Raw genomic sequence first — 26,328 nt, forward strand, 5'->3', positions numbered from 1 at the left:
CGTTTACACCGTTGCTTGGCAACACGCCTTTCCTTCGATAAAGGGTGTTTTTACCCCTGTATTCCCGATGAAGCAAAAGCGCAACGGTTTGCCGCCCAACGCTTTGCCAAGCCATTGCCAATGGGTAAGATAAACTTCACCAGAGAAGGAGTTGATGGAATGGCATTATTGAAGAAACTGTTGGCGCTGCGCGATCCCCGCCGTGCGGTGCGCGAAAGCCTGCATCGCCAAGCCATTGAACGTGCCCGACTGGACCCGATGCAAAATGCCAAAGCCGGCAGCCGCGAACTGGCAGGCATGGTCGCCGAACAGTTGCAGGCGCGCGGCGACAATCGTCCTGCATCACTGCTGAGTGCCTTGGGCGCCCTGGCCGGGTTTGCCTGCCAGGTCAGCGCCCGCAACAATGCCTTCGCGCATGGGATGCCGCAGCGTGACAGCCTGTCGGAAGACCTGGGCCTGCTGCTGTTCGGGATGGAATTTTCGGTATGGTCACTGGTGGCCGGCGCCGCCCGCCACAACGGCTGCACGCAATTGGTGGAGCCGGCGGAGATCTGGGCGCATGTCGGCAAGTCGATCGGCACACCGGAATTCGGGGTGCCGCGCCTGCCTCCCGAGCATGCAGCAGGAGAGCTGCCTGCCGAATACCTGCAGCTGTTCTGGCCCATGGTGAAGCCGGTGATTGCGCGTTATTGCAGCAATCCGGCGCACTGGCCGGTGATGTGCGCGCTGGCGCTGCAGCAGGCGATTGAACTGGGACCGGGAAAACTGGAGGCAGGGATGGCGATGCGAGTGGCGCTGGAATCAGCGCTGCCGATGGCAAGAATACACGCTGACTTCAGCTGAGAGCGGCGGACAAAAATAGGGACGCCCCCATTTTCTGCTTTCGCGGAAAATGGGGCGTCCCCATTTTTTATGGTTACCAGCGGCCGTGGTGGTGGCCGTGTCCGTGGCCGCGGTAGTAGCGGTCACCGTAGTAGTACACCGGGCGCGGTTCCACGTAGACAGGCGCTGGCTGGTAGTACACGCGTGGCGCCGGTTCGTAATATACGCGAGGAGGCGGGTTGTAGTAGACCGGAGCTGGCTCGTAATACACAGGGGCCGGCTGCGAGTACACGCGGGTCTCGACGTAGCCGCGGCTGTGACGGCCGGTCGGCAGGGAGTTACCAACTGCGGCGCCTACCAGGCCGCCCACCACTGCACCGCCGCTGCCGTTCTGGCTGCCGATCGCGGCGCCGATCACGGCACCTGCTGCGGTGTTGAAGTCACGGTCGCCCGCGGCAAAGGCGGCGGAGGATGCGGTCAGGGCTGCGCCCATCAGAACCAGCCCGGCAAAACGTTTGTTGAACATGGTAAGTTCCCTTTCAATCTCTGTTGGAGTGTAGATTAGCCAGCCGCAAAAAATTGCGCCAGTGCATATACACATTCTTACAAACTCCACAGAGGGGAGAGATTTGTATCGTTAAGTTGCCCTCCATGCAGGAACTTATTAAATACGCTATTGTGTCAAGTTCCGAGCGAAACTTAACCTTCTCACAGGAAACGCATGAACCTCCGCAAGCCCGCACTTTCCGCCCTGTTTGTCTGCCTGCTGGGCGCAGGCTTCTCCGGCATCGCCAGTGCCGCCAGCCCGAACGACGCCGCGACGCTGGGCAAGATCCGCGATGCCGCGATGCAGAGCGACTACGCCTACCAGCGCCTGGAAGACCTGACCGACCTGGTCGGCCCGCGCCTGTCCGGTTCCGTCGGCGGCGCGGCCGCGGTGGAGCAGGTGGCTGCCGCCATGCGTGCGATGGGCGCCAAAGTCACCCTGCAGCCGGTCAAGGTGCCGCATTGGGTGCGTGGCGAAGAGACGGCTGAGCTGGTCGATTACAAAGGCCGGCCAGCCAATATCACCCAGCGCGTGGTGCTGACCGCCCTCGGCGGCTCCGGCGCCACCCCGGCTGCCGGCCTGACCGCGCCGATCGTCGTGGTGCGCGACTTCGATGAACTGAAAGCGCGCGCGGCGGAAGTGAAGGGGGCGATCGTGCTGTTCGACGTGGCCTTCGACCAGGGCATGGCGGACCGCGGCCTGGCGGGCAACGCCTATGGCCAGGGTTCGCGCTACCGCACCAACGGCCCGCGCATGGCTGCGGAGCTGGGTGCTGTGGCCGCACTGGTGCGTTCCGTTGGCGGCGCCGATTACCGCCTGCCGCACACCGGCGCCACCATCCTGAAAGACGAGCAGCGCATCCCGGCCGCAGCGGTGACGGCGGAAGACGCGATGCTGATCAGCCGCCTGATGAGGCGCGGCCCGGTCAAGATGAAGCTGACCCTGACCCCGCAGATACTGCCGGATGCCGACACCTTCAACGTGATCGCCGACCTGCCGGGCAGCGACAAGGCGGATGAAGTCGTGATCGTTTCCGGCCACCTCGATTCCTGGGACCTGGCCACCGGTGCGCACGACGACGGCACGGGCGTGACCACTTCGATGGGTGTGCTTGAAACCATCAAGCGCCTGGGCCTGCAGCCGCGCCGCACCATCCGCATGGTGGCGTGGGCGAACGAAGAGAACGGCCTGAAGGGCGGGAACACCTATTACGAAGCGAACAAGGGCAAGCTGGAAAAGCAGTTCGCAGCCATCGAGACTGACGGCGGCGTAGGCCGTACCTTCGGCATCATGGGCAGCGTGCGCCGCGAAGCGGAGAAGTACTTCGCACCGGTGAGCAACGCCTTGCTGCCGATTGGCGCCGGTGTGTTCAACCGCCGCGATTCGGCATCGGGCTCCGACGTGCACCAGCTGGAAGCAGGCGGCGTACCGGCCTTCATGCCCTACGTCGACACCAGCGCCTACTTCAACTACCACCACACGCCGGCCGACACCTTCGACAAGGTCGACCCGGTGAACATGAAGAAGCACGTGGCGGTCATGTCGGCACTGGCCTGGTACCTGGCCAACACCGACGACCCGATCGGCCGCGCCCCCGAGCAGCTCAAATAAGCCGAGCCCGTGTCACACCTTGGGGTCTGACCCCATGGTGTGACACGGGCTGAGCTGTAGTTGTGCTTACAGGGCGTTGAGGGGGATCTTCAGGTAGCGCACGCCGTTGTCTTCGGCCTCGGGGAGGTGGCCTGCGCTCAGGTTGACCTGGATGGCCGGCAGGATCAGCACCGGCATCTGCAGCGTGGCGTCGCGCTTGGTGCGCATGGCAACGAATTCTTCTTCGCTGACGCCATCGCGGATGTGAATGTTGGCAGCGCGCTGCTCCGCCACCGTGGCTTCCCAGCGCGGCTCGCGGCCGGCTGGGGGGTAGTCGTGGCACATGAACAGGCGGGTTTCCGGCGGCAGCGACAGCAGGCGGTGCACCGACTTGTACAAGTCGCCTGCGCAGCCGCCAGGGAAGTCGCAACGCGCGCTGCCCACGTCGGGCATGAACATCGTATCGCCGACAAATACCGCATCGCCGACCTGGTAGGCCATGTCGGCCGGCGTGTGGCCCGGCACATGCAGGGCGCGCGCTTTCAGGCTCCCAATCATGAATTCTTCGTCGGCCTGGAACAGGTGGCCGAACTGCGATCCATCTTCTTTCTCGCCCTTGCGGTTGAAGATCGCGGAGAAGGAATGCTGTACCTTGCAGATGCCGGCGCCGATGCCGATGCGGCCGCCCAGCTTCTCCTGCAGGTAAGGCGCGGCGGACAGATGGTCGGCGTGGGCATGAGTCTCCAGCAGCCAGTTCACCGTCAGCCGATGCTCGCGCACAAAAGCGATGATCTTGTCGGCGGCGGTGGTCGAGGTGCGCCCGGCCTTCGGGTCGTAATCAAGCACCGAATCGACGATGGCGCATGCGCTGCCGTCGGTCTCGTAAATTACGTAGCTGACAGTGGAAGTTACGGGGTCGAAGAACCCCTGGATCTCAGGCTTCATATCAAGATAGTAGGATGATTCAAGCCCAACTATTATAAAGAATCCTGATATGGCGGGCGAGGCTTATTCGTTTTGTGATGCAAGTCATCTGTGTGGCGGGAAAAACTATCTCCGTGATAAGATTTTTTCACAGTGCTTCCAGGAAGCGAGGCCGCGATGCCCAAGACAGGCGATTCACTGAAGTGGGTACTGGTTACCGGCTGCATCTGCAGCCAGTCGCTAACGGCAGTCGCTGCCGCCGGCGGCGCTGCTGCGCCGGAAAACTTTGCCAACCTCTCGCTCGAGGAATTGAGCGACGTGCGCGTGGTGTCCGTCTCAAAGCGCGAAGAGCGGCTGGGCGACGCCGCGGCCTCCGTCTTCGTGATTACCGCCGACGATATCCGCCGCAGTGGTGCGCGCAGCCTGGCCGAAGCGCTGCGCATGGCGCCCAACCTGCACGTGGCGCAGACGCCTGCCGGCAATTACACCATTACCGCGCGCGGTTTCGCCGGCAACAGCGCCAACAAGCAACTGGTGATGATCGATGGCCGCTCGGTGTATACGCCGCTGCTTTCCGGGGTGTCCTGGGACGTGCAGCAAGTGCCGGTGGACGCCATTGAACGCATCGAAGTGGTCAGCGGGCCAGGCGGCACGCTTTGGGGTACCAATGCGGTCAATGGCGTGATCAATGTGATTACCAAGCACGCGTCGTCCACCCTTGGCACGATGTCCGACCTGCGCTGGGGGCAGGCGCAGTCCGGCGCAGCCTTCCGTTACGGCGCGGCGATGGACGATGGCGCCTGGCGCGCCTATGGCATGGATTACGCCATGCCGCACGGCGAAACGCTGGCCGGCAAGCCGCTGGGCGATGCATGGCATAACGCGCAGGCGGGCTTTCGGGGCGACTGGCTGCGCGGCAGCGATGCGCTGACAGTGCAGGGCGATGTGTACCGTATCGGCGCAGGACAAATACCGACGCCCCCTGTCACCATGCTGCCTGCCGCATCCATGCGCGGCACCAATCTGATGGGGCATTGGAGCCGCCAGTTGTACGGCGGCGCCAGCTTGTCCCTGCTGGCCTATTACGATCGCACTGAGCGCGACCAGGTCGGCGTTTATAAAGAGAACCTGGATGTGGCCGACCTGCAGGCACTCTACAACTTCGCCCCGCTTGGCCGGCATACGCTGGCTGCCGGCGCCGAATACCGCTTCGCGCGCGACAAGGTGGCGGTCACCAGCGGTACCGCCTTCCATCCCGAGCGCGCCGCCATGCATTGGGTGAGCTTGTACGGGCAGGACACCGTCGCCCTCAGCGAGCAACTGAACCTGACGGGAGGACTGCGCATCGAGCGCAATCAGTACACCGGGACGGAATTCCTCCCCAACTTGCGCCTGGCGTGGAAAGCAACAGCCTCGACCTCCTGGTGGGCCGCCTTGTCGCGCACGGTGCGGGCGCCGTCACGCGTTGACCGCGAGATTTTCTTCGCCAGCCCGCGCGGAACGCTGAGCGGCGGGCCGAATTTCCAGTCCGAGACGGCCCGCGTGCTGGAAACCGGCCTGCGCCAGCAGTTCGGCAACCGCGCCAGCTATTCGCTCACCGTTTATCGCGCACTGTATGACAAGCTGCGAACGATCAAGCCGGTTGCCCTGCAGGTTTTCGAGATCGGCAATGGCATGGAAGGCGAAACGCGCGGGCTGGAAGCCTGGGGCAGTGTCCAGGTCACGCCCGACTGGCGGCTCAACGCGGGCCTGACCCTGATGCATGAAGAGTTTTCGCTCAAGCCGGGTGAAGCCGATTTCGGCAACCGTTCGGTCACCGGGAACTGGGATCCCCGCCGCGTGGCGAAGCTGCGCTCTTCTTACACCTTCGGCGAAGGGCGCGACCTCGACCTGACCTTGCGCCATGTCGGCCCGTTGCGCTTTACCGCGGTGGCTGGCTATACCGCGCTGGACGTGAACTTCAACTGGCAGGTCAAGCCAGGGCTTGAGTTGGCGCTGGGCGCCAGCAATGCGCTCGACCGCGATCACGAAGAGTTCAGTGGCAACAACCGGCTGTCGCTGGGACGCGGCGCCTATGTCAGGGTGGTAAGGCGCTTCTAAGGCGGGCATGTTAATATCGCTGCCCATGAAATCCATGATCCGTGTCATTGTGCTTTGGCTAATGCTGGTGGCTTTGCCTTTCCAGGGTTTTGCCTCGGCCAGCATGCTGCTGTGCGGTACTGCCAAGCCGGCGGCACAGGCGATGCCGGACGGACCACACGATCATGCCGCCATGCAGGCGGCCGCCCAGCACGACGGCGATAAGGCCGCCCATTGTGCCGGAGGCCAGCATGGCAGCCCCATGGGCGCTTGCTGCGTCGGCGCCGCGCCGGCCTACGCGATGCCGCAAGCTGCATCGCAGCCGCAGCTTGCCGAGCGCCTGCGCCTGCCCGAACCCGTGCCGCCGCTGCCGGTCGACCTTGCCCTTCCCAAACGCCCGCCGCGGGCGATCCTTGCCTGATCCATGCCAGCCGTGGCGGCTGGCTCATTCCTGCGTCCCCGCGCAGGACGACCAAGCATTGGAAAGACAAACATGAACCAAGCATTCAAGCTGGCGGCAATGGCCGCCGCGGCTGCGCTGCTCTCCGGTTGCGCCACGTTCTCGAACGATGGCGGTTTCGGCGCAGTGGCACAAGCCACGAAGAGCCGTAGCGGCGCCGAGACGCGCCTGTTGCGCAACGACGATGACCGGCGCGCGCTGGACGAACAGCTCAGGAAATTGCTGGCCGAGCCGCTGAGCGCCGACGCGGCTGTCCAGATCGCACTATTGAATAACCGCGGCCTGCAGGCCCGCTACTGGGATCTCGGCATCGCCGAAGCGGAACTGGTGCAGGCGGGCCGCATGGCCAATCCTGGCTTCAGTTTCAAGCGCACGCATGGCGGCGGCGAAGTCGCCATCGAGCGCACCTTGAGCATGAACTTCATCCAGCTGCTGACGCTGCCGCTGGCCAGCCGTATCGAAGCCCAGCGTTTCGAGCAGGTCAAGCTGGAACTGGCGGGCGAGGCGGTCTCGATGGCCCACCAGGCCCGCCTGGCCTGGATCGAGGCGGTGGCGGCGCAACAGGGCGTTGCGTATGCCCAGCAGATCAGCGATGCGGCGGAAGCCAGCGGCGAACTGGCGCGGCGCATGCAGGCGGCCGGCAACTGGAGCAAGTACGACGCCGCCCGCGAAGAAGCTTTCCATGCCGACGCCATGGCCGATGTGGCGCGCGCCCGCAAGGCCGCTAGCGCCAGCCGCGAAAAGCTGACCCGCATCCTGGGCCTGTCCGGCGCGGAAGCTACCAGCTACCGCCTGCCGGAGCGGCTGCCGGAACTGCCGGCAAGCCCGCGCAAGGTGGACGATGCGGAGGCCGCGGCCTTGCGCGACCGGCTTGACGTCCAGGCTGCCCGGCTGTCGTCGCAGCACACTGCCAGTTCCCTCGGACTGACCAAAACCACGCGCTTCATCAACGTGCTGGAGCTGAGCGGCATCAGTGAGCGGGACGGCGAGCGCCGTTCGCGCGGCTACGAGATTTCGCTGGAGGTGCCGCTGTTCGACTGGGGCGGCGCCCGCGTGGCGCATGCCGAAGCGACTTATATGCAATCGGTGAACCTGCTCGCCGCGGCCGCCGTCAATGCCCGCAGCGAAGCGCGCGAAAGCCACCAGGATTACCAGGCTTCCTACGAGCTGGCGAAACATTACCGCGATGTGGTGATACCGCTGCGCCAGAAGATCTCCGAAGAGACCCTGCTGCGCTACAACGGCATGTTGCTGTCGGTGTTCGAACTGCTGGCCGATGCCCGCGAACAGACTACCGCCGTCAATAATTACATCACCGCGCTCAAGGAATACTGGATCGCGGACGCCAATCTGGATGCCGCGATTGGCGGTAAAGGAGTACAGCAATGAGCAATCGTAGAACTTTTCTCGCAAATGGCGCTGCCGCCCTGATCGGAGCAGGCCTGGTGAGCCGCGCCGGCGCCGCCGGCCTGCCGGAAGCGCCTGTGCAATCGAGCGCGTCGACCGCGCCGCCGCTGATGCCGCCCAATGGCCGTCCTTACAACCCGGTCGTCACCCTGAACGGCTGGAGCCTGCCGTGGCGCATGAAAGATGGCGTCAAGGAGTTCCACCTGGTCGCCGAACCGGTCGTGCGCGAAATCGCTCCCGGCATGTATGCCAAGATGTGGGGCTACAACGGCCAGAGTCCGGGCCCGACCATCGAAGTGGTGGAGGGCGACCGCGTGCGCATTTTCGTCACCAACAAACTGCCTGAGCATACCAGCGTGCACTGGCATGGCCAGTTGCTGCCAAGCGGGATGGATGGCGTGTCCGGCGTGAGCCAGCCCGCGATCCAGCCTGGCAAGACCTTTGTCTATGAATTTGTCGCCAAACACGCCGGTACTTTCATGTACCATCCCCATGCTGACGAGATGGTGCAGATGGCGATGGGCATGATGGGCTTCTGGGTGACCCACCCGAAAGACCCGCGCCAGCATGCGGTGGACCGCGATTTCGTGTTCCTGCTCAGCGCTTACGATATCGAACCGGGGAGCATGGTCCCCAAGGTCAACACGATGACGGACTTTAATATCTGGACATTCAATAGCCGCGTCTTCCCCGCGATCGACCCGCTGGTCGTGCGCCAGGGCGACCGGGTGCGCATCCGCGCCGGCAACCTGACCATGACCAACCACCCGATCCACATCCACGGCCACCGCTTCGAGGTCACCGGTACCGACGGCGGCTGGGTGCCGCCAACCGCACGCTGGCCGGAAGTGACCACCGATGTCGCGGTGGGCCAGATGCGCGCCATCGAGTTCGTCGCCGACAATCCGGGCGACTGGGCCTTCCACTGCCACAAATCGCACCACACCATGAACGCCATGGGCCACAACGTGCCGACCCTGATCGGCGTCGACCACAAAGGCGTGGCCGAGAAGATCAACAAGCTCGTGCCGGGCTATATGGTGATGGGCGACAAGGGCGGTTCGATGGGCGGCATGGAGATGGAAATCCCCGAAAACACGCTGCCGATGATGACCGGCACCGGCCCGTATGGCGATATCGAAATGGGCGGCATGTTCACGCTGATGAAGGTGCGTGCGGACCAGAAGAAGGGCGATTACAGCGATCCGGGCTGGTACAAGGCGCCGCAAGGCACTACGGCTTACGAGTGGACTGGCGAACTGCCGCCGGCCCCCGCCGCGCCGAACGCAGCGCCGCCTGCCGGCGTCAAGCCGATGGAAGTGACCCGCGACAAGAAGGGACACGACCATCATTAAGCAACTGCGCTACCTGGGAAAATGGAGCCTGCTTTCCGGCATCGTCGCGCTGCTGGCGGGCAGTGCTTCCGCATTTTTCCTGGTGGCGCTGGACGTGGCCACAGCCTGGCGCGAAGCCTATCGCTGGGTAGTGTGGCTGCTGCCGCTGGCCGGCTTTGCCGTCGGCTGGATCTACCTGCACGTTGGCAGCCGCGTCGAGGCGGGCAATAACCTGCTGATCGACGAGATCCACGATCCGAAGAATGTGGTGCCGCTGCGGCTCGCGCCGCTGATCCTGTGCAGCACCGTGGTGTCGCACCTGTTCGGCGCCTCCGTCGGGCGCGAAGGCACGGCGGTGCAGATGGGCGGCGCGCTGGCCGACCAGCTCACCCACGTATTCCGGCTGCCGCGCGAAGATCGCAGCACCGTGCTGATGGCCGGGATCAGCGCCGGTTTCGCCTCGGTGTTCGGCACGCCGCTGGCCGGCGCCATCTTCGGCCTGGAGGTGCTGGTGATCGGGCGCATGCGTTTTACTGCGATCTATCCCTGCATGCTGGCGGCGCTGCTGGCCGACCAGGTCACGCGCTGGTGGGGCGTCGGGCATAAGCATTACCCTGCAGGCACGCTGGGTGCGCCGGACAGCCCGCTGTTGCTGGCGCTGGCCGGGATCGTTGCCGCGGGCGTCGTGTTTGGGCTGGTGGGACGGGCTTTTGCCGCTGCCACGCATGGCTTGTCGGCATGGTTCAAGGAGCGCTTTGCGTACGCGCCGCTGCGGCCCCTGGCCGGTGGCGCGGTGATCGCGCTGGCCGTGGCCGCCGGCGGCGCGTTCGGCATCGACTTCCACCGTTATCTCGGCCTCGGCATCGGGCCGATGGTGGAGGCATTCCGCGTCCCGCTCGACTGGTGGGACTGGCTGGGCAAGTTCGTGTTCACCGTCGGCTCGCTGGGTTCCGGCTTCAAAGGCGGCGAAGTGACGCCGCTGTTCTATATCGGCGCCACGCTTGGCAATGCCCTCGCGCCGATCCTGCACCTGCCGTTCCCGCTGCTGGCGGCAATCGGCTTTGTCGCAGTGTTTGCCGGTGCCGCCAACACACCGCTGGCCTGCACGGTGATGGCGATGGAATTGTTCGGGCCTGAAATCGGGCCATACGCCGCGCTGGCTTGCGCGGTTGCCTTCATGTTTTCCGGCCACTCCGGCATCTATCGCGCCCAGCGCCGGCCGTCAACCGAGTAAGCGCTGCGCCAGGTCTTGCGCGTCGAACGGCGCGTGCACTTTCACGTCGTTGTCGAAGTAGCAGTAAATGTCGCGCGAGGCGCGCTTGGGCGGGGCGCTGTCGGCGATCAGTTTTGCATCTGCCGGCTGCCCTCCCTTTGACCAGGCGCGAATGCGGGCGGCCCAGCGGTCTAGGGACTCCGGCGTGTAGCCGCTGGCGTAAAGTTCCTTCTCGCCGTGCAGCCGAAGGTACATGAAGCCGCCTGTCACATCTTCGTAGTCGGGCCACTTGCCCGCCGTGTCGGCCACGACCAGTGCCACCTTGTACTTGCGCAGCAGCCGCACGAAGGCCTGATCGGCGAAGGATTCGTTGCGGATTTCTACGGCGTGCAAAAGCTTGCGCCTGGCGTCCGTTTCGGTGGCGGCACGGCCATTCATGCGAGGCTCGTGGCGGCGGGCGAGGGCAGATGCCTGTTCGGTGTCCCTCGGCAGCAGGCTGAAAAAGTGCTCGAACAGCTCTTCATCGAACTTGAAATTGGGCGGAAACTGCCACAGGAAAGGGCCAAGCTTCTCCCGCAGCAGCAGGACGCCGCTGGCAAAGACGTTGGCCAAGGCTTTATCAGGTTCGCGCAGGCGGCGGATGTGGGTGATGTAGCGGTTGCCCTTGTGTGCAAACACGAAGCCGTCGGGAGTGGCGTCGTACCAGGCCTGGTAGCTTTCGGGCCGCTGCAGCGAGTAGAAGGAACCGTTGATCTCGATGGTGCGAACGGCGCGCGAGGCGAACTCCAGCTCGCGCGCCTGGGTCAGGTCGGGCGGGTAGAACACGCCGCGCCACGGGGTATAACGCCAGCCGGAAATGCCGATACGGATCACCGCGCCAGGCGCTTCAATGTGCCAAGCATGGCCAGGCCGGCCAGCAGCATTGCGTATTGTCCGGGCTCGGGGATGGGCAAGGGGGCGCCGCCGACCGTGATGGCATCCAGTGCGAGCCCGGAGTCGAAGTCGCGGTCATCCCAGTTGGTCACGCCGAATTCAAGCCGGTACTTGCCTGCGTTGGCGATGGCATACTGGCCGCGCACCCAGCCAGTGGCGCCGCAACCGGTGTCATAACATTCGTCGGAATCGGGACCCAGCGGCGACCACATGGTCTGGCCTGGCGCCACGGCTACCGGGAAAGGCGTTAGCGTAGCCTCCGACGGCGGCATGTCGAAACCGGGAATGGCATTGCCATTTTCGCTGGTGCGCGCGGTGAACAGCAGCGCCACCTGCCGGTCATCTGCATCCAGCAGGCGCGCCCACGCATAGTCGGCGTAGCCCGCGCCATCAGTCGTCACGTAATTGAAGCGGAAGTCGAGCGCGGCGTTTGCGTCGGCCATGAACGAGACCGAGCGCAGGTTCGAGCCGTTGTTTGCGCCCTCAACGCCACCAGCGCCGGGTAGCGAGACTTCACTTGTGGAGTTATAGGTGGAAATCCAGCCGTAGGCGCTGCCTCCACCAGGCGCAAGGCCCACTACGCCGTCCGCGCCCAGGGTGCCGCACATCCCGGTGCAGCGCCAGGGAGCAGGCAAGCCGTTGTCAAACGTGCCTGCGAAAGCAGGTACAGCCAGTGCTGACGATGCCACGCAGGCGGCAAGCATCAGAAAGTTTCTTAGCTTCATTTTGCAACCCCGTCGAAGAGAACGCCATCATTCTCCACGCACAGGACGCATCCGCCGAAAGCTTGCCGCTATCGTGCGGGCGAGGGCCATAGCTAGTTTCGCGAAGGAACGGTAATAATGATGGGCTGCGGAGGCGGTTGGAACGCCGCTTGCCGAAGTGGGGAGGCATAGTTGAGCACGAAGGTCATGATGGTATTTCCCGCGATCAGGCTGCCGGCCAGCGTGTCGTTCTGAACGGGTTTCATACTTCCCCCATGTTCAATATAGGACATGGACTTGGAGTGCGCGGAGCAGGAAAAGTTCTATCTGAATGGTGCGGCAGGGCCCGGCCAGACGGTATCGGCCAACGGGCGGCCCTGGCAGCGCGATGGATCGACGAGGGCGCCGGTCTGTACGCCGCGGCAGGCCCAGATCTGGCTGCCATTCTCGCCGGTGTAGCGATCCCATGCCCACTCGCGGTCGGTGTTCGGGGCGTAGGTTGGCTCGGAAGAGTACCAGTCGTCGTTGTACAGGCCGATCGTGCCGCCAACGCCGATGCTGACGTCGTTATGCTTGCTGGCCGCGACGGCGAGCGCGACCACACCCGCAGTGACGCCAACCGTCACCCAGGTTTCGCGTTCCTTGATGACTTCCGGACATGCCGCTTCGGCAACGCCGCGCCGCCCAAGTTCCATGCGCAGGGCATTGGCAAAGTTCATGTCGGGCGAGCCGGTCGTGAGCGTCTTGCACATCTCGAACGGGCTCGCTGCCGATGGATTGGCGTAAAAGCTCTGCGCGCCGATGCCGGCACAGCCAGTGAGGAGCGCAGCCAGTGCCGCGACGGGAAGCAGGGTTTTCATGCCGCTAGTATAGCAACCTCGGTAACGCCCAAGTCATGCCAAGGGCCAGCTGGTGCGCTGCGCCGGGCGTTTTTGCAACGCTGGCGTCAAGGTCCAGGCGCCCCTCGACCAGGGCGTAACGCAAGCCTGCTTGCCTGGTTGGTGGACGGCGATGGCTGCCGTAGCTTTCCAGGGAGACGCTCCAGCGCGGCGCGAATGCATATTCGCCGCCGATGCACCAGGTGGCACGGCCTGGCGCGCCGCGGGGCCGCATCCAGCCTGCGTTCAAGTGCAGCAGCAGGGCATCGTCCGCAAAGGAGACTGTCAGCGGCACGTTGACATGTGCTGGCGCGTCATGCCATGCTGGGTTGCGATAGCCAAGCCCAGGCCCCAGCCATTCGTTTCCAGCCTGCGCAGGACGGTTTTGGCCTGCAAGGCTGCATTGCTCGCCTGGCCTTTGCCTGCAGCCAGTTCCCATCCGCCGACGCGGCAGGCAGGCATGGCCCACCATTCGCGAAGGTTGCCGGTGTGCTGGTGCCAGGCTTCGACCTGGCAGTCGCTCGGCTCGAGGATGGTTGCATCGTCAGTGGCCAGAGGGCGGCCGGCCCACGCTGTTGTCGACAGCAGCACGCCGGCCACCATCAGCAGGCAGCGCTTATCAGGCCAGCTGCAGGCGTCGCGTGTGAAAATCAAACTCATAAATTTCTCCATAACGGCCCCATTCAATAGCGGTACGCATGATGCGGCGCGCTTCCTCGGGTTCGTTGGATTCCAATAGCGGCGACAGCACTTGTTCTTCCGGCAGAGCACCGTCGGCGGATGCGCGCAGCCTGCTGTAGATGTGTTGCGGCAGCGTGACGTGGGCCAGAAGCTGCCGTCCGAAGATAGCCTGGCGTCCTGCATGGTCGGCTGCCTCGTAGCGCCGGCCGAGCGTTGTCATGGTGATGTCGCCGCCTTCCACCGTGGCCAGCCCCAGCTGGGATAGCGCTTCGCAGGCCGGGAACAGGGCTTCGTCCGGCAGTTCGCTTTCGTCGGAAAGACGCGGCAAGTCGGCGCGGCCTTCGAAGGGCTCGGATGCCAGCAGCGACAGCACTGCTTCGATGCGCTCGATGTCGGCGTCGGGCAGGCGGTAGTCCGGGCCGGCCTCGCGTGCGGGGCCGGAAGCAGGCGCGCGCATGGTCATCAGGCCATACACCTCGTCGACCAGCTGGCGTACGGCCGGGCTGTCCGGATTGCGCGGACGCGGCAGGTCGATGCGGATTTCGGTGCGGATGCGGCCCGGGTCGCTGGAGAGCATGATGATCCGGTCCGACATCATCACCGCTTCCTCGATATTGTGCGAAACGACCAGGATGCCGCGCGTCGGGATGCGGCCATGGTCCCACAGCTCGAGGATGTCGTTGCGCAGGGTCTCGCCGGTCAGCACGTCGAGGGCGGAGAAGGCCTCGTCCATCAGCAGCACGTCCGGGTTGGTGACCAGGGCGCGGGCGATGCCCACGCGCTGGCGCATGCCGCCTGACAGCTCGCGCGGCAGTGCGCCTTCGAAGCCGGAAAGGCCCATCAAGTCCAGCATCGCTTCGCTGCGTGCTGCGCGTTCGGCAGCCGGAACGCCTTGAGCCTCCAGGCCAAGTTCCACGTTCTGCTGCACGGTCAGCCAGGGGAACAGGGCGAAGGACTGGAACACCATGGCAATGCCCGGCACCGGCTCCGCCAGCGGCGCGCCGCGATACTTGGCAGCGCCGGCGTCGGCTTGCACCAGGCCCGCGATAATGCGCAGCAGGGTCGATTTGCCGGAACCTGACTTGCCAAGCAGCGCCACGATCTCGCCCGACTCCAGCGCGAAGTCGACGCCATCGAGCACGGTGCGGCTGGCGCCGTCGCCAGTGCGGAAGGATTTGCCGACGCCTTGCAGGTCGACCAGGATTTCTTTTTTCATGCTTGCTCCTGATACAAACGGCTCCAAACGAAGCGGTTGATTGCCATTACAAATACACACATGACGCCGATGCCGAGGGCGATCCGGGGGAAGTCGCCTGCATCGGTCATCTGCTTCACATAACTGCCAAGGCCATGCGCCACCAGGGTGGTTTTGCCCCAGGTGACGTATTCGGCCACGATGCTGGCGTTCCACGAGCCGCCGCTGGCCGTCACTGCGCCTGTTATGTAACTGGGGAATATGGCAGGCAGGTAGACCCGCCACCATTTCAGCCAGCCCTTCAAGCCCAGATTCGCCGCCGCCAGCCGCAGGTCGGTGGACAGGGTGGACGCACCGGCGACGACATTGAACAGGATGTACCACTGGGTACCGAACACCATTAGTGGACTGAGCCAGATGTCCGGATTGAGCCCCAGGTGCAGAACTGAATACACCACCACCGGGAACAGCAGGTTGACCGGGAACGCGGCGAGGAACTGCGCCACCGCCTGGATCTTCTGTGCATAGCGCGGGCGCAGCCCGATCCACACGGCCACCGGCACCCAGAACAGGGAAGCCAGCGCGATCAGCACTGCCACGCGCGCCAGCGTCGCCAGGCCGAGGCCAAACACGCCTGCTGCCTCGCGCCAACCAACCTCGGTATGGATGAAGGCCGCCACGCGGTAGCTGGCCCAAACCGCGAGCACCAGCAACAGCGTATCGGCGGCGCGCGCCGGCAGGCGCCAGCTGCGCGTGGCCTTGGCCGCAGCGGCCGCTTCGACCGGACGGGCCGGAAACCAGCCCAGGGTCGAGCGCATCAGCTTCCACGCGTTGTCGGTGAGGCGGCTGGCGATACGGCTGCGGCGCACCCAGTCCAGCAGCCAGGAACGGCGGCCCACTTCACCGTCCAGTTCTTCAAAGCGGAACTTGTCCGCCCACACCAGCAAAGGACGGAAGAAGAGCTGGTCATACATGACGATGCCGACGAACATGGCGCCGATAGCCCGTGCGATGGCACGGCCGTTTTCAGCTTCGATGGCCACCGCGATGTAGGCGCCGATGCCGGGCAGCTTGACGTCCTGCCCGGCGACGGAAATGGCCTCTGCCGCCACCAGGAAGAACCAGCCGCCGGACATGGACATCATCATGTTCCACAGCAGGCCCGGCATGGCGAACGGCAGCTCCAGGCGCCAGAAGCGCTGCCAGGCCGAGAGGCGGAACATGCGGCTTGCCTCGTGCAGTTCGGCCGGCACGGCACGCATCGACTGGTACAGGCTGAACGCCATGTTCCAGGCCTGCGAAGTGAAAATCGCAAAGATGGCCGCGCATTCGACGCCCATCTGGCTGCCCGGGAACAGGGCGATGAAGGGCGCGATGGCAATCGCCTGGAAGCCCAGCACCGGCACCGACTGCAGCACGTCCAGCAGCGGCACCAGGACCTTTTCAGCCAGCCGGTATTTGGCCGCCACCGCCGCGAAGACGAAGGCGAATACCAGCGACACTCCCAATGCGGCGAACATGCGCAAAATGGTGCGCAACAGGTAATAGGGCAGCGAGGCCGGGTCGAGGCTGACCGGCATAGACTGGCCAAGCACGAAGGGGCGCGCCATCTGCATGGCGCCATAGGCGACAGCAATCAACACTGCCAGTACCAGTGGCAGCAAGGCCCAGTCCCAGCGATTGGGACGTGTGGTGAATGAAGCGAACATCAGGCTCTCCGCAAAGGATGCGGGCCCGCTATCTTGCGCGCTTGAGTATCAGAGTTTGGGATGGGTGACCATCATCCGCGACGGCGGATGACGTGAGGCGGGAGCCCAGGACGCGATCGTGCCGTTATGCGGGGCCGGAATGAACCGGCTGACAACTATGACTCGAACAAGTGCCCATGAAAGGGGACTCCAAAAATTGATAACGGTGCGGAGTGTAGGCGCATAAGATCCCCGGAGTCAACTTAGGGAGTCACGTAATTTAATGGCTCTCGGGCCGAATCAACATTGCCCTACCAATGCGGCGGCTTGCGAATTGGCTTTTTGTTTGTGGGTACTATGTCCGGTAAGCGGGCATGCTCAAGTTGACCGTCCTGGAGGTGAGGTAGGACCCAGTCCGCATGCCTGGACAGCGACCCGCTCGTCCGACGGTGCTTTTCTGTGCCTGGGACAGGTGGATGAATCGGCATCACAACGCCAATCATGATCCTGGGGAAGTCCGCGCGTATTGCTTCCAATGCTGGCTCAGCGTCGCTGTCGTTAGTGACCAGTATTATTCGATCGTAGAGGCCTTTACATGCATCGCGGTACATACAGAGTGCCAAATTTACGTCAGTCTTTTTCTCCTCCAGTTTCCAGACTCGTATGCGATTCGTCCGATCACATGGTTGACCAGCAACGAAACTCGGGAGCAGGGCGCCGCTTTTGTCATACGAATGGTTACCATAAATCACCTCGAAGCGGTCCTTATGCTTCGCTTTCAATGCGCGATGATATGCTGATTGCGCCTCCACGGAGGCCGCACCGTGTGTCGCAAAATGCGCCAGCGCCGGCGCGGTGAAGTATTTCACCACCACTAATTGCTCATTTTGATCACGTTGCGCAAGAAGAGCATCGAACAGCTTAACAATATCAAGCCATTTGAAGTCGGTGCCCCTCAATCGGCCATAGTAGAGGTTATAGCCGTCAACGTAGACGGCGATCCTTAGAGGAGGCTTTGGAATTGTCGACACCACTGATATCTTTCCAAATGTGAAAAAGCCGCCCATGTGAGCGGCTTTTCCGTCTCAAGAGGAGCCAACCTAATGACACCTCAAAAGATGAGTGGTATGGATAGTGTGACGGATGCTGACAGCACTGTCAACTAGCACGGATCAGAGTGCTGAGCGAAGTTGAAGTTAGTTCAAATTAGTCAGCCGCACTGCAGCACATCTTCGGATATGCAGGCTTGGTGCCCCGGGCCGGAATCGAACCGGCACGCCCTTGCAGGCAACGGATTTTAAGTCCGGTGTGTCTACCAATTTCACCACCGGGGCACTTTGAAGCCCGCTATTATGACATGACTGTTCGTTAACATCCAGTAGTGGCTAATCTGGCAATGCTTGTAATCGCCGCGGAATGTTGTAGCATGCTGGTCGCAGAATCCCCTGGAAAGACCCCATGCAAATCAAGATTAACGACGTCCTGCGGGACTATATCGAGCCGTTGACTGAGGCTGAGCGTACTGCGCTGGAGCGCAGCCTGCTGGCCGAAGGCTGCCGCGATGCGTTGGTGCTGTGGAACGATGTGTTGGTCGATGGCCATAACCGCTATTCGATCTGCCAGCAGCACGGCATTCCGTTTAAAGTCACCCAGAACACGAGCTTCAAGGATATTGAAGACGTGATGCTGTGGATGATCGATAACCACCTGGGCCGCCGCAGCGTGTCGGACTTCCAGCGTGGCGTGCTGGCCCTGCGCCAGCAGGAAATCCTGGGCAAGCGCGAACAGGCTGTGAAAGAGCAGGCCAAGGCGGAAGATGCCGCCATTGCGCCGCCGGACCCGGAAGCCGAGGAACCGGCGGCTCCGCCGAAGGCCAAGGCCAAGCGCGAAGACATTGCCCGCGCGGCGCGCCTGAGCGCCAATACCCTGGGCCAGATCGAAAAGATCACCCGCAGCGCTACGCCGGAACTGGTGGAAGCCGTGCGCTCCGGCACGATCTCGATCAATGCCGCCGCCACCGTGGCTTCGTTGCCGGAAGAAGACCAGAAGTCGGCCGTCGCCGGCGGCCGCAAGTTCCTGCAGCAGGCAGCGCGCGAGATCCGCGAACAGCGCGCCGCCAACCGCCCGCCGAAACCTCCGAAAGAAGATGCTGGCGAGGCGCATTACGAAGCAGCTGAGCGTCCGGCCCCGCTGACCGAGGTGGAGGTGCTGCGCCTCGAGATCTCGCAATTGAAGGAAAAGAATGCCGCGCTGCGCGCCGAAAACGCCGAACTGCGCGAACGCATTGCACAACTGGTGGAGCAATAAAGCATGCTGAAGCTGAATGCCGCGCTCGTCGCGTTCTGCGCCATTCCTGCGATTGCCGCCCCCGCCGCTTCACAGGCGGGTGGAGCCTTGAGTCCTGCGGAAGTACTGCGCCTGCAAGCGATTGCCAAGCGCGTCACCATCCTGCGCGACAAATGGGGCATTCCGCATATTTACGGCAAGAGCGACGCGGAAGCGGTATTCGGCATGATGTACGCGCAGTCGGAAGATGATTTCAAGCGTATCGAGCTGAATTTCATCAACGCCATGGGCCGGCTGGCGGAAGTGGAAGGCGAAAAGGCGCTGTATCAGGACTTGCGCATGAAGCTCTTCATCACGCCCGAGCAGTTGAAGGCCCAGTACAAGGCCAGCCCGGACTGGCTGAAGAAGCTGATGGTGGCATGGGCCGATGGCCTGAACTTCTACCTGCACACCCACCCGCAGGTGCAGGCGCGCTTGCTGAACCGCTTCGAGCCCTGGATGGCGCTCAGCTTCAGCGAAGGCAGTATCGGCGGCGACATCGAAACCGTCAATATCGAGCAGTTGAAGGCGTTCTACAGCAAGCGCCCTGCGCCGTCCGTGGCTGCCGTTGGCAGCGATCTGGATAACGAGCCGCGCGGCTCGAACGGCTTCGCGATCGCGCCGGCCATGAGCAAGTCTGGCCACGCGCTGTTGATGATCAATCCGCACACCTCGTTCTACTTCCGGCCGGAGATCCACGTGAACAGCCAGGAGGGCCTGAACGCCTATGGCGCGGTAACCTGGGGGCAGTTCTTTGTCTACCAGGGCTTTAACGACCGCATCGGCTGGATGCACACTTCCGGCGGCGGCGACGTGATCGACGAATACCTGGAGACCGTGGTGGAGAAGGACGGTAAATTCTTCTACCAGTATGGCAAGGAGCTGCGCCCCTTCCGCACCGTGCAAGTGCAACTGCCGTACAAGGCGGAGGATGGCAGCCGGGCTGAGAAGACGGTAACGGCGTATTTCACGCATCGCGGCCCTGTGGTGCGCGAACAGGATGGAAAGTGGGTCTCGGTGGCGATGATGAACGAACCGCTGAAGGCGCTGACACAGTCCTTCATTCGCACCAAGGCCCGCAACTATCCGGCTTTCTACAGGTCGATGGAGCTTCGCACCAACTCATCCAACAACACCGTGTATGCGGATGCGGACGGCAATATCGCCTATTTCCACGGCAATTTCATCCCCGTGCGCGACCCGCGTTTTGACTACAGCAAGCCGGTCAACGGCGCCGATCCGGCGACCGACTGGAAAGGCTTGCACCAGGTGCGCGAAACCATCCAACTGTTCAACCCGAAAAATGGCTGGATTCAGAACACCAACAACTGGCCGTTCTCGGCCGCCGGCCCCTATAGCCCGCGCCCCGAGGATTATCCGGCCTACATGTCGGTCAACCCCGAGAATGCGCGCGGCATTCACGCCGTTCGCGTCCTGCAAGGGAAGAAGGACTTCACCATCGACAGCCTGATCGCCGCCGCCTACGACAGCCAGTTGCCCGCCTTCGAACCGCTGCTGCCGCTGCTGGTGCGCGCCTATGACGAGGCACCGGCCAGCGACCTGTCCAAGGCCGCCGTGATCGAACAGGTCACGCTGTTGCGCGATTGGGATATGCGCTATTCGCTGACATCGGTGCCGACTTCGGTCGCCATCTACTGGCTGCAGGACCAGGTGAAGCAATACGGTGCCGCGGCGAAAGCCAAGGGCATGCCGGTCCTCGATTACCTGGCGACCCAGCTGACGTCGAAACAGCGGCTGGAAGCGCTGGTGCGTGCTTCGAACAAGCTGGCCGCCGACTTCGGCAGCTGGAAAACACCATGGGGCGAGATCAACCGCTTCCAGCGCCTGACCGGCGATATCGCGCAGCCGTTTGACGATAACAAGCCAAGCATTCCAGTGCCTTACGCGTCCGGCAATTTCGGCGCGCTGGCTGCTTACGGCATGACGTCGCAGCAGCGCACCAGGCGTATTTATGGCGAGCGCGGCAATAGCTTCGTGGCGGCTGTTGAATTCGGGCCGAAGGTGAGGGCCAAGAGCATCCTGGCCGGCGGCGAAAGCGGCGATCCTGCGTCGCCGCACTTCAATGACCAGGCCGAGATGTATGCGCGCGGCGAATTCAAGGACGTGCTGTTCTACAAGGAAGACATCGAAAAGAACCTGGAACGCAAGTACCATCCGGGCGAATAGGGTTCACGTTTGAGCTAGCGCAAAGTCCTCCCCGCCTTGGCAGGCGCACAATGAAGTGACAACATGCTAATAGGGAGGCGGGCATGTCTTCCAATCGTGAGGAAAATGGCGGCGAACCCTGCCAGCGGATCGAAGAGTTCATCTTCGTGCGTGAGCTGAATGAAGTCTTCCTGCTGCTTGACCACATCTCCGGACGCTGGGACAAGAGCCTCTACAATTTCCATAACCACGACGACGGCGAGCCGCACATCGATGAACTGTGTGCGATCGGCCTGGCGCAGCCCGATAGCGAGCAACAGCGCGTGGCGCAGGCGGTCAAGGTATTGTGTGCGAAGGATAAGCTGAATGCCGCGGCACGCCCGGCGACGGGCCTGACCATTGCCTTTACTTTGCTGGTGGTGGGCGAGGACAACCGGCGCGACTGGCGCAACTGGTTGCGCGACAAGATGTTCGGGGGCGGCGGCAGCGGGAACGGCTCCGCACACAGCCCGCACTGGGACAAGCCGACACGCCTGACCCTGGCCCGCACTGCATTTCCAGGCCTGGTACGGGTGGCTTCTAGTTTCAACCTGCGCATGAAGCTGGTGGTCTACCTGCTGCTGATTGGACTGGTGCTGACCTGTGTGACGTCCTGGCATGTTGCCGGTGGCAGCGCCATCCTGCAGCACCTCGATGCGGTGCAGGCCGCGCAAGCCGCCCTGTCCAAAGAGATTGCGGAAGCTGAATTCAAGCACACGGCCAGCACTACCGCGCCTCCGATGCAGTTCTGCACTGAGGCCGATACGGCGGGCTCGCCGCACTTCCGCAGTACGGAGGAGTACCAGCTTTGCACGCGGCGCCAGCAGCTGACGGCGCAGGCGGCCGCAATCAGCATGAACCTGCGCGATTGGCTTGTCCCCTGGCAGGCCTGCTACAGCGTGCTGGCTCGCCCGTTCGGCCGCATGCCGGAGAACGGCGCAGTGCAGGCGAGTGCGACACCGGCGGAAATGCAAGGCCGCGTTCAACGCGCCCTGGAGGAGCAGGCGCGCGTCGTCACGCTGGTGGTCGGAACGGCTGTGCTGCCGTTGTGCTACGGCGTGTTGGGCGCGGGCGCCGCAGTGGTGCGCGGCCTGTGGGCCAAGATGCGCGAAAGCCTGTTGTCGCCGCGCGATTTCACCCTGGCCTTGCTGCAGTTGGCGCTGGGCGCCACGATTGGCGCCTGCATTGCCTTGTTCGTCAATCCATCCGGCCAGACGCCGGGCAGTGAGATCGGGCTGTTGGGCAACTGGGCACTCAGCACGTCGGCGTTATCGTTCATTGCCGGCTTTGGGGTGGAGGGCGTGTTCGTGGCGCTGGAAAGCCTGGTCCGGCGCGTCTTCAACATCAGCGATCCTGCACGACGGCCAGCCGATTAACGCGCTTCCAGCACCTCGATGATGTGAAAGCCGTCCTCGGCAAGTAGTGGCGGGCTGATTTCATGGACAGGCAGGCAGAACGCTGCGCGTTCCACTGCGGCCAACGCTTCGCCGCGGCGAAAGAGGCCTGTCGGCAGGCTGCGTGGGTCCGCATTCGGTACGCCGAACTGTTGCTCGAGCATGTCGAATGCGCCGCTGGCTTCCCATTCGGCTCGCACGGTCTTGGCCTGCATGTAGGCTGCCTGCATCGCGCCGTAGGTGGCGTTGGCCGGCCCCGGCCCCGGCGCACCTGGCGCGATAATCAATTGGCGCACCCGCACTTCGCGCCTTACCGATGAATGCAGGTCGCACTTCAACTCCGCCTCCTTGAAGCGCGGAGCGTACGAAATCAGCGGCGCCTCCTGGCGTTTCCAGTTGGCACGTTGCGCCGGCTGCCGGTACCAGGCCATGAGTGTGAGCGCAATGCTGCCAAGCAGGAGTCCGACGGCCAGCCGGAATTCGACATTCCGCAGCCGCTGCGTGCGGCGGTCTTCGCCAAAATTGACCACCGCATGCTGGCTTTCTGTCTTGAGTCGGTGGGAGTCGTCCCGCACGGAGGCCAATGCCGCCTCCGCCGCGCTAGCGGCTGCCGTGGCGGAAGCTGAGGCATCTTCTGTGTCCCGGCGCAATACCGGCGCCTGGCAGTGGGGGCAATGGATGTCGCGTGTCAGGTCAATGGCGCCGCCGCAGGCGTGGCATTGATGCTGCTCGACTGCCGGGGCATTAACGCTACTGGCCGGACCGTCCGGCGCGACGGCCAGCGCCAGGCGGGCGGGGTCGATTACCCCGACGGCCGAGTGACAAGCCGGACACGCTTCGACCGGCCGCGCGGGAAGCGGACAGCCGCAGCCTGCGCAAAAAACTTCCTTCCCTGCGGCATGCAGGGAACGGATATCGGACCATGCGAGGGGGCGGGCAAAGCCTTTCTCGGCCAGGTAGAGAATGTAGGTCTGGTAATAGCCATGCCCGTGCGGGCACTGGAGTTTGGAAGTGCGCCCGAAGCGCGACATGTCGAACACACGCTTGAGCGGCGCGCTGCAGACCGGGCAGGACTGGATGCGCGCCAGCGACACCGCATGCGCGTGCTCGCCGCCGGCTTGCATTGCCCCATGGATCTCGCGCACGAATTCGGCGATGCCGGGGCCTGCCAGCCGCACCGATTCCGTGTCGTCGAACCACACCAGGCAGCAATGCGGGCAGGTGTCGATCTCCACCCGCCGCTGGTAATGGCCGGAGAGATCAAGCACCCGCATCGGGCGCTTGCAGTTGCTGCAGTGGCGTTCAGATGGCGTCAAGGGCATTGCGCAGGTCTTGGCGCAAATCCTCGATGTCTTCGATCCCGACGGAGAGACGGATCAGGCCATCGCCGATGCCCAGCGTGGCGCGCTGGGTCGCCGGAATCGATGCATGGGTCATCAGGGCAGGGTGCTCGATCAGCGATTCCACGCCGCCCAGGCTTTCCGCCAGCGCGAACACTTCGCAGCGTTCCAGGAAGCGGCGGGCGCCAGCCAGGTCGGTATCGAGGTCGATCGAAATGATGCCGCCGAAGCCGTCCATCTGCGCCTTGGCCAGGGTGTGCTGGGGATGCGACTCGAGGCCTGGATAGAACACCTTTTTCACCTTGGGCTCGCGTTCCAGCCAGCGCGCCAGCTCCAGTGCGCTCTTGCAGTGGCGTTCCATGCGGATCGCCAGCGTTTTCACGCCGCGCAGGGCCAGGAAGGCGTCGAACGGACCGGCAATGGCGCCGACGGAATTCTGCAGGAAGGCCAATTGCTCGCGCCAGGCCGACTGGCGTTCTTCGCCGCCAACCACCGCGATGCCGCCGATGATATCCGAGTGCCCGTTCAGGTACTTGGTGGCGGAGTGCACGACGACGTCGAAGCCCAGCTCCAGCGGGCGCTGCACGATCGGGCTGGCGAAGGTGTTGTCGGCCACGGCCAGGATGCCGCGTTCGCGGCAGATGCGCGCGATGGCCGCGAGGTCGGCCAGTTTCAGCATCGGGTTGGTCGGCGTTTCCACCCACACCATTTTCGTTTCCGGGCGCAGGGCGGCCAGCAGGTTTTCCGGGTTGGTCAGGTCGGCATAGGTGAACTCATGGCCCGCGCTGCGTCGCCGTACACGTTCGAACAGGCGGAAGGTGCCGCCGTACATATCGTCGCCCGCCACGATGTGCGAACCCGCATCGAGCAGTTCCAGCACGGTGGAAATCGCGGCCAGGCCGGAGGCAAAGGCGAAGGCCTGCGCGCCGCCTTCCAGGTCGGCCACGCAGCGCTCCAGCGCCCAGCGCGTCGGGTTGTGCGAGCGGCCGTAGTCCAGGCCCTTGTGCACACCGGGGCTTTGCTGGACGAAAGTGGACGTGGCATAGATCGGCGGCATGATGGCGCCGGTCGATGGATCAGGGTGCTGGCCAGCGTGGATGACGCGCGTGGCCAGGTGGGCTTTGGTCTTTTTTTCGCTCAAGATAAGGTCCTGCGCAGGTGGTTGAGTAAGTCGTAGCGGGTGATCAGGCCATAGAACTTGCCGCCTTCGGCAATCACGGCGGTCAAGCCACGGTCGAGGGTATCACGAAGGGCGGGCATGCCGGCAGATGGCGCCAGGGTTTCGACACGGCTGGTCATGGTGCCGCCTACGTCGCCCTTGAACCGGGCCGCATCCTTTTCGACTTTCAGCAGGAGGTCGGACTCGTCGATGAGGCCGACCAGCTTGCCGTTGTCGATTACCGGCAGCTGCGCCAGGTCGGCTGCACGCATGCGGTTGAAGGCGATCAGCAAGGTGTCGCCCGGCGCCACGCTGACCACGTCGCCGTTTTCGAACAGGCGCCCGATCAGGTCGCGCAGGTCGCCCAGCTTCTGGCGCTGCAGTAGGCCCTGGTCGAACATCCAGCTATCGTTGTAGACCTTGGACAGGTAGCGGGTGCCGGTGTCGCAGACGAAGGTCACCACACGTTGCGGCTTGCTCTGTTCGCGGCAGTATTTCAGGGCCGCTGCCAGCAGGGTGCCGGTCGAGGAGCCGGCCAGGATGCCTTCGGCGCGCAACAGGGCGCGTGCGCTGTCGAAGCTTTCCTGGTCAGTGATGGTGTAGGCCTGCGAGATCGCCTCCATATCGGCGATAGCGGGGATGAAGTCCTCGCCGATGCCTTCCACCGCCCAGGAGCCGCTGGTATCGGCGACTTTGCCGGTATCCACGTATTCCTTCAGGATCGAACCCTTGGGATCGGCCAGGATGAACCTGACGTGCGGGGCGACCTTGCGGAAGTAGCGCGCCAGGCCGGTCAGCGTGCCGGAGGAGCCGACGCCGACCACGATGGCGTCGATCTCGCGCGCCATCTGCTCCCAGATTTCAGGGCCGGTGGTGGTTTCGTGGGCCAGCGGGTTGGCCGGGTTGTTGAACTGGTCGGCGAAGAAGGCGCCGGGGATCTCGCTGGCCAGCCGGGCAGCGTAATCCTGGTAATACTCGGGGTGGCCTTTGCCGACGTCGGAACGGGTAATGCGCACGTCGGCGCCGAGCGCCTTCAGGTGCAGGATCTTTTCGGTGGCCATCTTGTCTGGCACCACCAGCAGCACCTTATAGCCTTTGATGGCGCCGACCAGGGCCAGTCCCAGGCCGGTGTTGCCTGCCGTGGCTTCGACGATGGTGCCGCCCGGCTTGAGCAAGCCTACGCGCTCGGCGGCTTCGATGATGGACAGGCCGATGCGGTCCTTGATGGAGCCGCCGGGATTTTGCGATTCAAGCTTGAGGAACAGCCGGCACGGGCCGGTGTCGAGGCGGGTGACTTCGGCAAGCGGTGTATTGCCGATCAGGCTGAACAAAGCTGCAGGACGGGTATTCTGCATTTTCTCTCCTTGCGAAAAACGCGCATTGTGTGGCGATTCGATTGAACCAAGAAGGAATTTCTTTGCGCTAGCTTATACCTTTTTTGGCGGGTTGA

At 63.5% G+C, this 26,328-nt stretch carries 23 protein-coding genes and 1 tRNA gene; 10 read left to right on the forward strand and 14 right to left on the reverse strand.

Annotation, left to right across the window (positions count from 1 at the left end; genetic code table 11):
- Positions 1-159: 159 nt before the first annotated feature.
- On the forward strand, positions 160-843 hold the full coding sequence (locus tag ACN9M3_RS15135) for a hypothetical protein (protein ID WP_426323506.1): 684 nt from the start codon (positions 160-162) through the stop codon (positions 841-843).
- 73 nt (positions 844-916) lie between these two features.
- Here ACN9M3_RS15135 and ACN9M3_RS15140 read toward each other — a convergent pair whose 3' ends face one another.
- Complete coding sequence (locus ACN9M3_RS15140; RefSeq protein WP_426171899.1) at positions 917-1,348, reverse strand: hypothetical protein; 432 nt, start codon at positions 1,346-1,348, stop codon at positions 917-919.
- A gap of 195 nt (positions 1,349-1,543) precedes the next feature.
- Here ACN9M3_RS15140 and ACN9M3_RS15145 point away from each other — a divergent pair, with 195 nt between their 5' ends.
- Positions 1,544-2,980: a M20/M25/M40 family metallo-hydrolase gene (locus ACN9M3_RS15145; RefSeq protein ID WP_426171901.1), complete on the forward strand. Its 1,437-nt coding sequence runs from the start codon at positions 1,544-1,546 to the stop codon at positions 2,978-2,980.
- 66 nt (positions 2,981-3,046) lie between these two features.
- Here ACN9M3_RS15145 and ACN9M3_RS15150 read toward each other — a convergent pair whose 3' ends face one another.
- The gene (locus tag ACN9M3_RS15150) at positions 3,047-3,904 is read right to left on the reverse strand and encodes an MBL fold metallo-hydrolase (protein WP_426323508.1); all 858 of its coding nucleotides are present in this window, start codon (positions 3,902-3,904) and stop codon (positions 3,047-3,049) included.
- Positions 3,905-4,060: 156 nt separating this feature from the next.
- Here ACN9M3_RS15150 and ACN9M3_RS15155 point away from each other — a divergent pair, with 156 nt between their 5' ends.
- The 5 genes from ACN9M3_RS15155 to ACN9M3_RS15175 all read left to right on the forward strand — a co-directional run bounded on the left by ACN9M3_RS15155 (position 4,061) and on the right by ACN9M3_RS15175 (position 10,397).
- Positions 4,061-5,983 carry a TonB-dependent receptor plug domain-containing protein gene (locus tag ACN9M3_RS15155; protein WP_426323510.1) on the forward strand — a complete coding sequence of 641 codons (1,923 nt, stop codon included), beginning with the start codon at positions 4,061-4,063 and terminating at the stop codon, positions 5,981-5,983.
- 34 nt (positions 5,984-6,017) lie between these two features.
- Positions 6,018-6,383 (forward strand): hypothetical protein, encoded by a 366-nt coding sequence (locus ACN9M3_RS15160; protein WP_426323511.1) that lies wholly within the window; start codon positions 6,018-6,020, stop codon positions 6,381-6,383.
- A gap of 72 nt (positions 6,384-6,455) precedes the next feature.
- Positions 6,456-7,811, forward strand: coding sequence for a TolC family protein (locus tag ACN9M3_RS15165; RefSeq protein WP_426323512.1), 1,356 nt, complete (start codon positions 6,456-6,458; stop codon positions 7,809-7,811).
- The gene (locus ACN9M3_RS15170; protein ID WP_426171910.1) at positions 7,808-9,184 is read left to right on the forward strand and encodes a multicopper oxidase family protein; all 1,377 of its coding nucleotides are present in this window, start codon (positions 7,808-7,810) and stop codon (positions 9,182-9,184) included. Before ACN9M3_RS15165 ends, ACN9M3_RS15170 begins: the two co-directional genes overlap by 4 nt.
- Positions 9,177-10,397, forward strand: coding sequence for a voltage-gated chloride channel family protein (locus tag ACN9M3_RS15175; RefSeq protein WP_426323762.1), 1,221 nt, complete (start codon positions 9,177-9,179; stop codon positions 10,395-10,397). The genes ACN9M3_RS15170 and ACN9M3_RS15175 overlap by 8 nt, the downstream gene beginning before the upstream one ends.
- Here ACN9M3_RS15175 and ACN9M3_RS15180 read toward each other — a convergent pair.
- The 9 genes from ACN9M3_RS15180 to ACN9M3_RS15220 form a co-directional block, all read right to left on the reverse strand.
- Entirely contained in the window at positions 10,386-11,249 is an 864-nt protein-coding gene (locus ACN9M3_RS15180; RefSeq protein WP_426323514.1) for a DUF72 domain-containing protein, read from the reverse strand. The genes ACN9M3_RS15175 and ACN9M3_RS15180 overlap by 12 nt on opposite strands.
- Positions 11,246-12,013, reverse strand: a complete 768-nt coding sequence (locus ACN9M3_RS15185; protein WP_426323516.1) for an NF038132 family protein — start codon at positions 12,011-12,013, stop codon at positions 11,246-11,248. Before ACN9M3_RS15185 ends, ACN9M3_RS15180 begins: the two co-directional genes overlap by 4 nt.
- A 323-nt stretch (positions 12,014-12,336) precedes the next feature.
- A complete protein-coding gene (locus tag ACN9M3_RS15190) occupies positions 12,337-12,873 on the reverse strand; it encodes a hypothetical protein (RefSeq protein WP_426323518.1) in 537 nt (178 codons plus the stop codon).
- 4 nt (positions 12,874-12,877) lie between these two features.
- Positions 12,878-13,186 carry a hypothetical protein gene (locus ACN9M3_RS15195; protein ID WP_426323520.1) on the reverse strand — a complete coding sequence of 103 codons (309 nt, stop codon included), beginning with the start codon at positions 13,184-13,186 and terminating at the stop codon, positions 12,878-12,880.
- Positions 13,177-13,551 carry a hypothetical protein gene (locus ACN9M3_RS15200; RefSeq protein WP_426323522.1) on the reverse strand — a complete coding sequence of 125 codons (375 nt, stop codon included), beginning with the start codon at positions 13,549-13,551 and terminating at the stop codon, positions 13,177-13,179. Before ACN9M3_RS15200 ends, ACN9M3_RS15195 begins: the two co-directional genes overlap by 10 nt.
- A complete protein-coding gene (locus ACN9M3_RS15205; protein WP_426323524.1) occupies positions 13,511-14,788 on the reverse strand; it encodes a nitrate/sulfonate/bicarbonate ABC transporter ATP-binding protein in 1,278 nt (425 codons plus the stop codon). Before ACN9M3_RS15205 ends, ACN9M3_RS15200 begins: the two co-directional genes overlap by 41 nt.
- Entirely contained in the window at positions 14,785-16,476 is a 1,692-nt protein-coding gene (locus tag ACN9M3_RS15210) for an ABC transporter permease (protein WP_426323526.1), read from the reverse strand. The genes ACN9M3_RS15205 and ACN9M3_RS15210 overlap by 4 nt, the downstream gene beginning before the upstream one ends.
- Before the next feature lie 290 nt (positions 16,477-16,766).
- Positions 16,767-17,522, reverse strand: a complete 756-nt coding sequence (locus ACN9M3_RS15215; protein WP_426323528.1) for an NYN domain-containing protein — start codon at positions 17,520-17,522, stop codon at positions 16,767-16,769.
- Positions 17,523-17,702: 180 nt separating this feature from the next.
- Positions 17,703-17,789, reverse strand: a tRNA-Leu gene (locus ACN9M3_RS15220).
- Positions 17,790-17,913: 124 nt separating this feature from the next.
- Here ACN9M3_RS15220 and ACN9M3_RS15225 point away from each other — a divergent pair.
- The 3 genes from ACN9M3_RS15225 (at position 17,914) to ACN9M3_RS15235 (ending at position 22,361) form a co-directional block, all read left to right on the forward strand.
- Positions 17,914-18,762 carry a hypothetical protein gene (locus ACN9M3_RS15225; protein ID WP_426171922.1) on the forward strand — a complete coding sequence of 283 codons (849 nt, stop codon included), beginning with the start codon at positions 17,914-17,916 and terminating at the stop codon, positions 18,760-18,762.
- Between the two features lie 3 nt (positions 18,763-18,765).
- Entirely contained in the window at positions 18,766-20,967 is a 2,202-nt protein-coding gene (locus ACN9M3_RS15230) for an acylase (RefSeq protein ID WP_426171924.1), read from the forward strand.
- 83 nt (positions 20,968-21,050) lie between these two features.
- On the forward strand, positions 21,051-22,361 hold the full coding sequence (locus tag ACN9M3_RS15235; protein WP_426323531.1) for a hypothetical protein: 1,311 nt from the start codon (positions 21,051-21,053) through the stop codon (positions 22,359-22,361).
- Here the strand turns inward: ACN9M3_RS15235 and ACN9M3_RS15240 are convergent.
- From ACN9M3_RS15240 to ACN9M3_RS15250, 3 genes are read right to left on the reverse strand one after another with little or no spacing between them, the layout of a single operon-like run.
- A complete protein-coding gene (locus tag ACN9M3_RS15240; RefSeq protein ID WP_426323533.1) occupies positions 22,358-23,695 on the reverse strand; it encodes a zf-TFIIB domain-containing protein in 1,338 nt (445 codons plus the stop codon). The genes ACN9M3_RS15235 and ACN9M3_RS15240 overlap by 4 nt on opposite strands.
- On the reverse strand, positions 23,682-24,860 hold the full coding sequence (locus ACN9M3_RS15245; RefSeq protein WP_426323535.1) for a trans-sulfuration enzyme family protein: 1,179 nt from the start codon (positions 24,858-24,860) through the stop codon (positions 23,682-23,684). Before ACN9M3_RS15245 ends, ACN9M3_RS15240 begins: the two co-directional genes overlap by 14 nt.
- Positions 24,857-26,233, reverse strand: a complete 1,377-nt coding sequence (locus ACN9M3_RS15250; protein WP_426323537.1) for a pyridoxal-phosphate dependent enzyme — start codon at positions 26,231-26,233, stop codon at positions 24,857-24,859. The genes ACN9M3_RS15245 and ACN9M3_RS15250 overlap by 4 nt, the downstream gene beginning before the upstream one ends.
- Positions 26,234-26,328 lie beyond the last annotated feature (95 nt).

This window comes from Pseudoduganella sp. R-43 (assembly GCF_049913255.1).
Classification (GTDB): Bacteria; Pseudomonadota; Gammaproteobacteria; order Burkholderiales; family Burkholderiaceae_D; genus Rugamonas.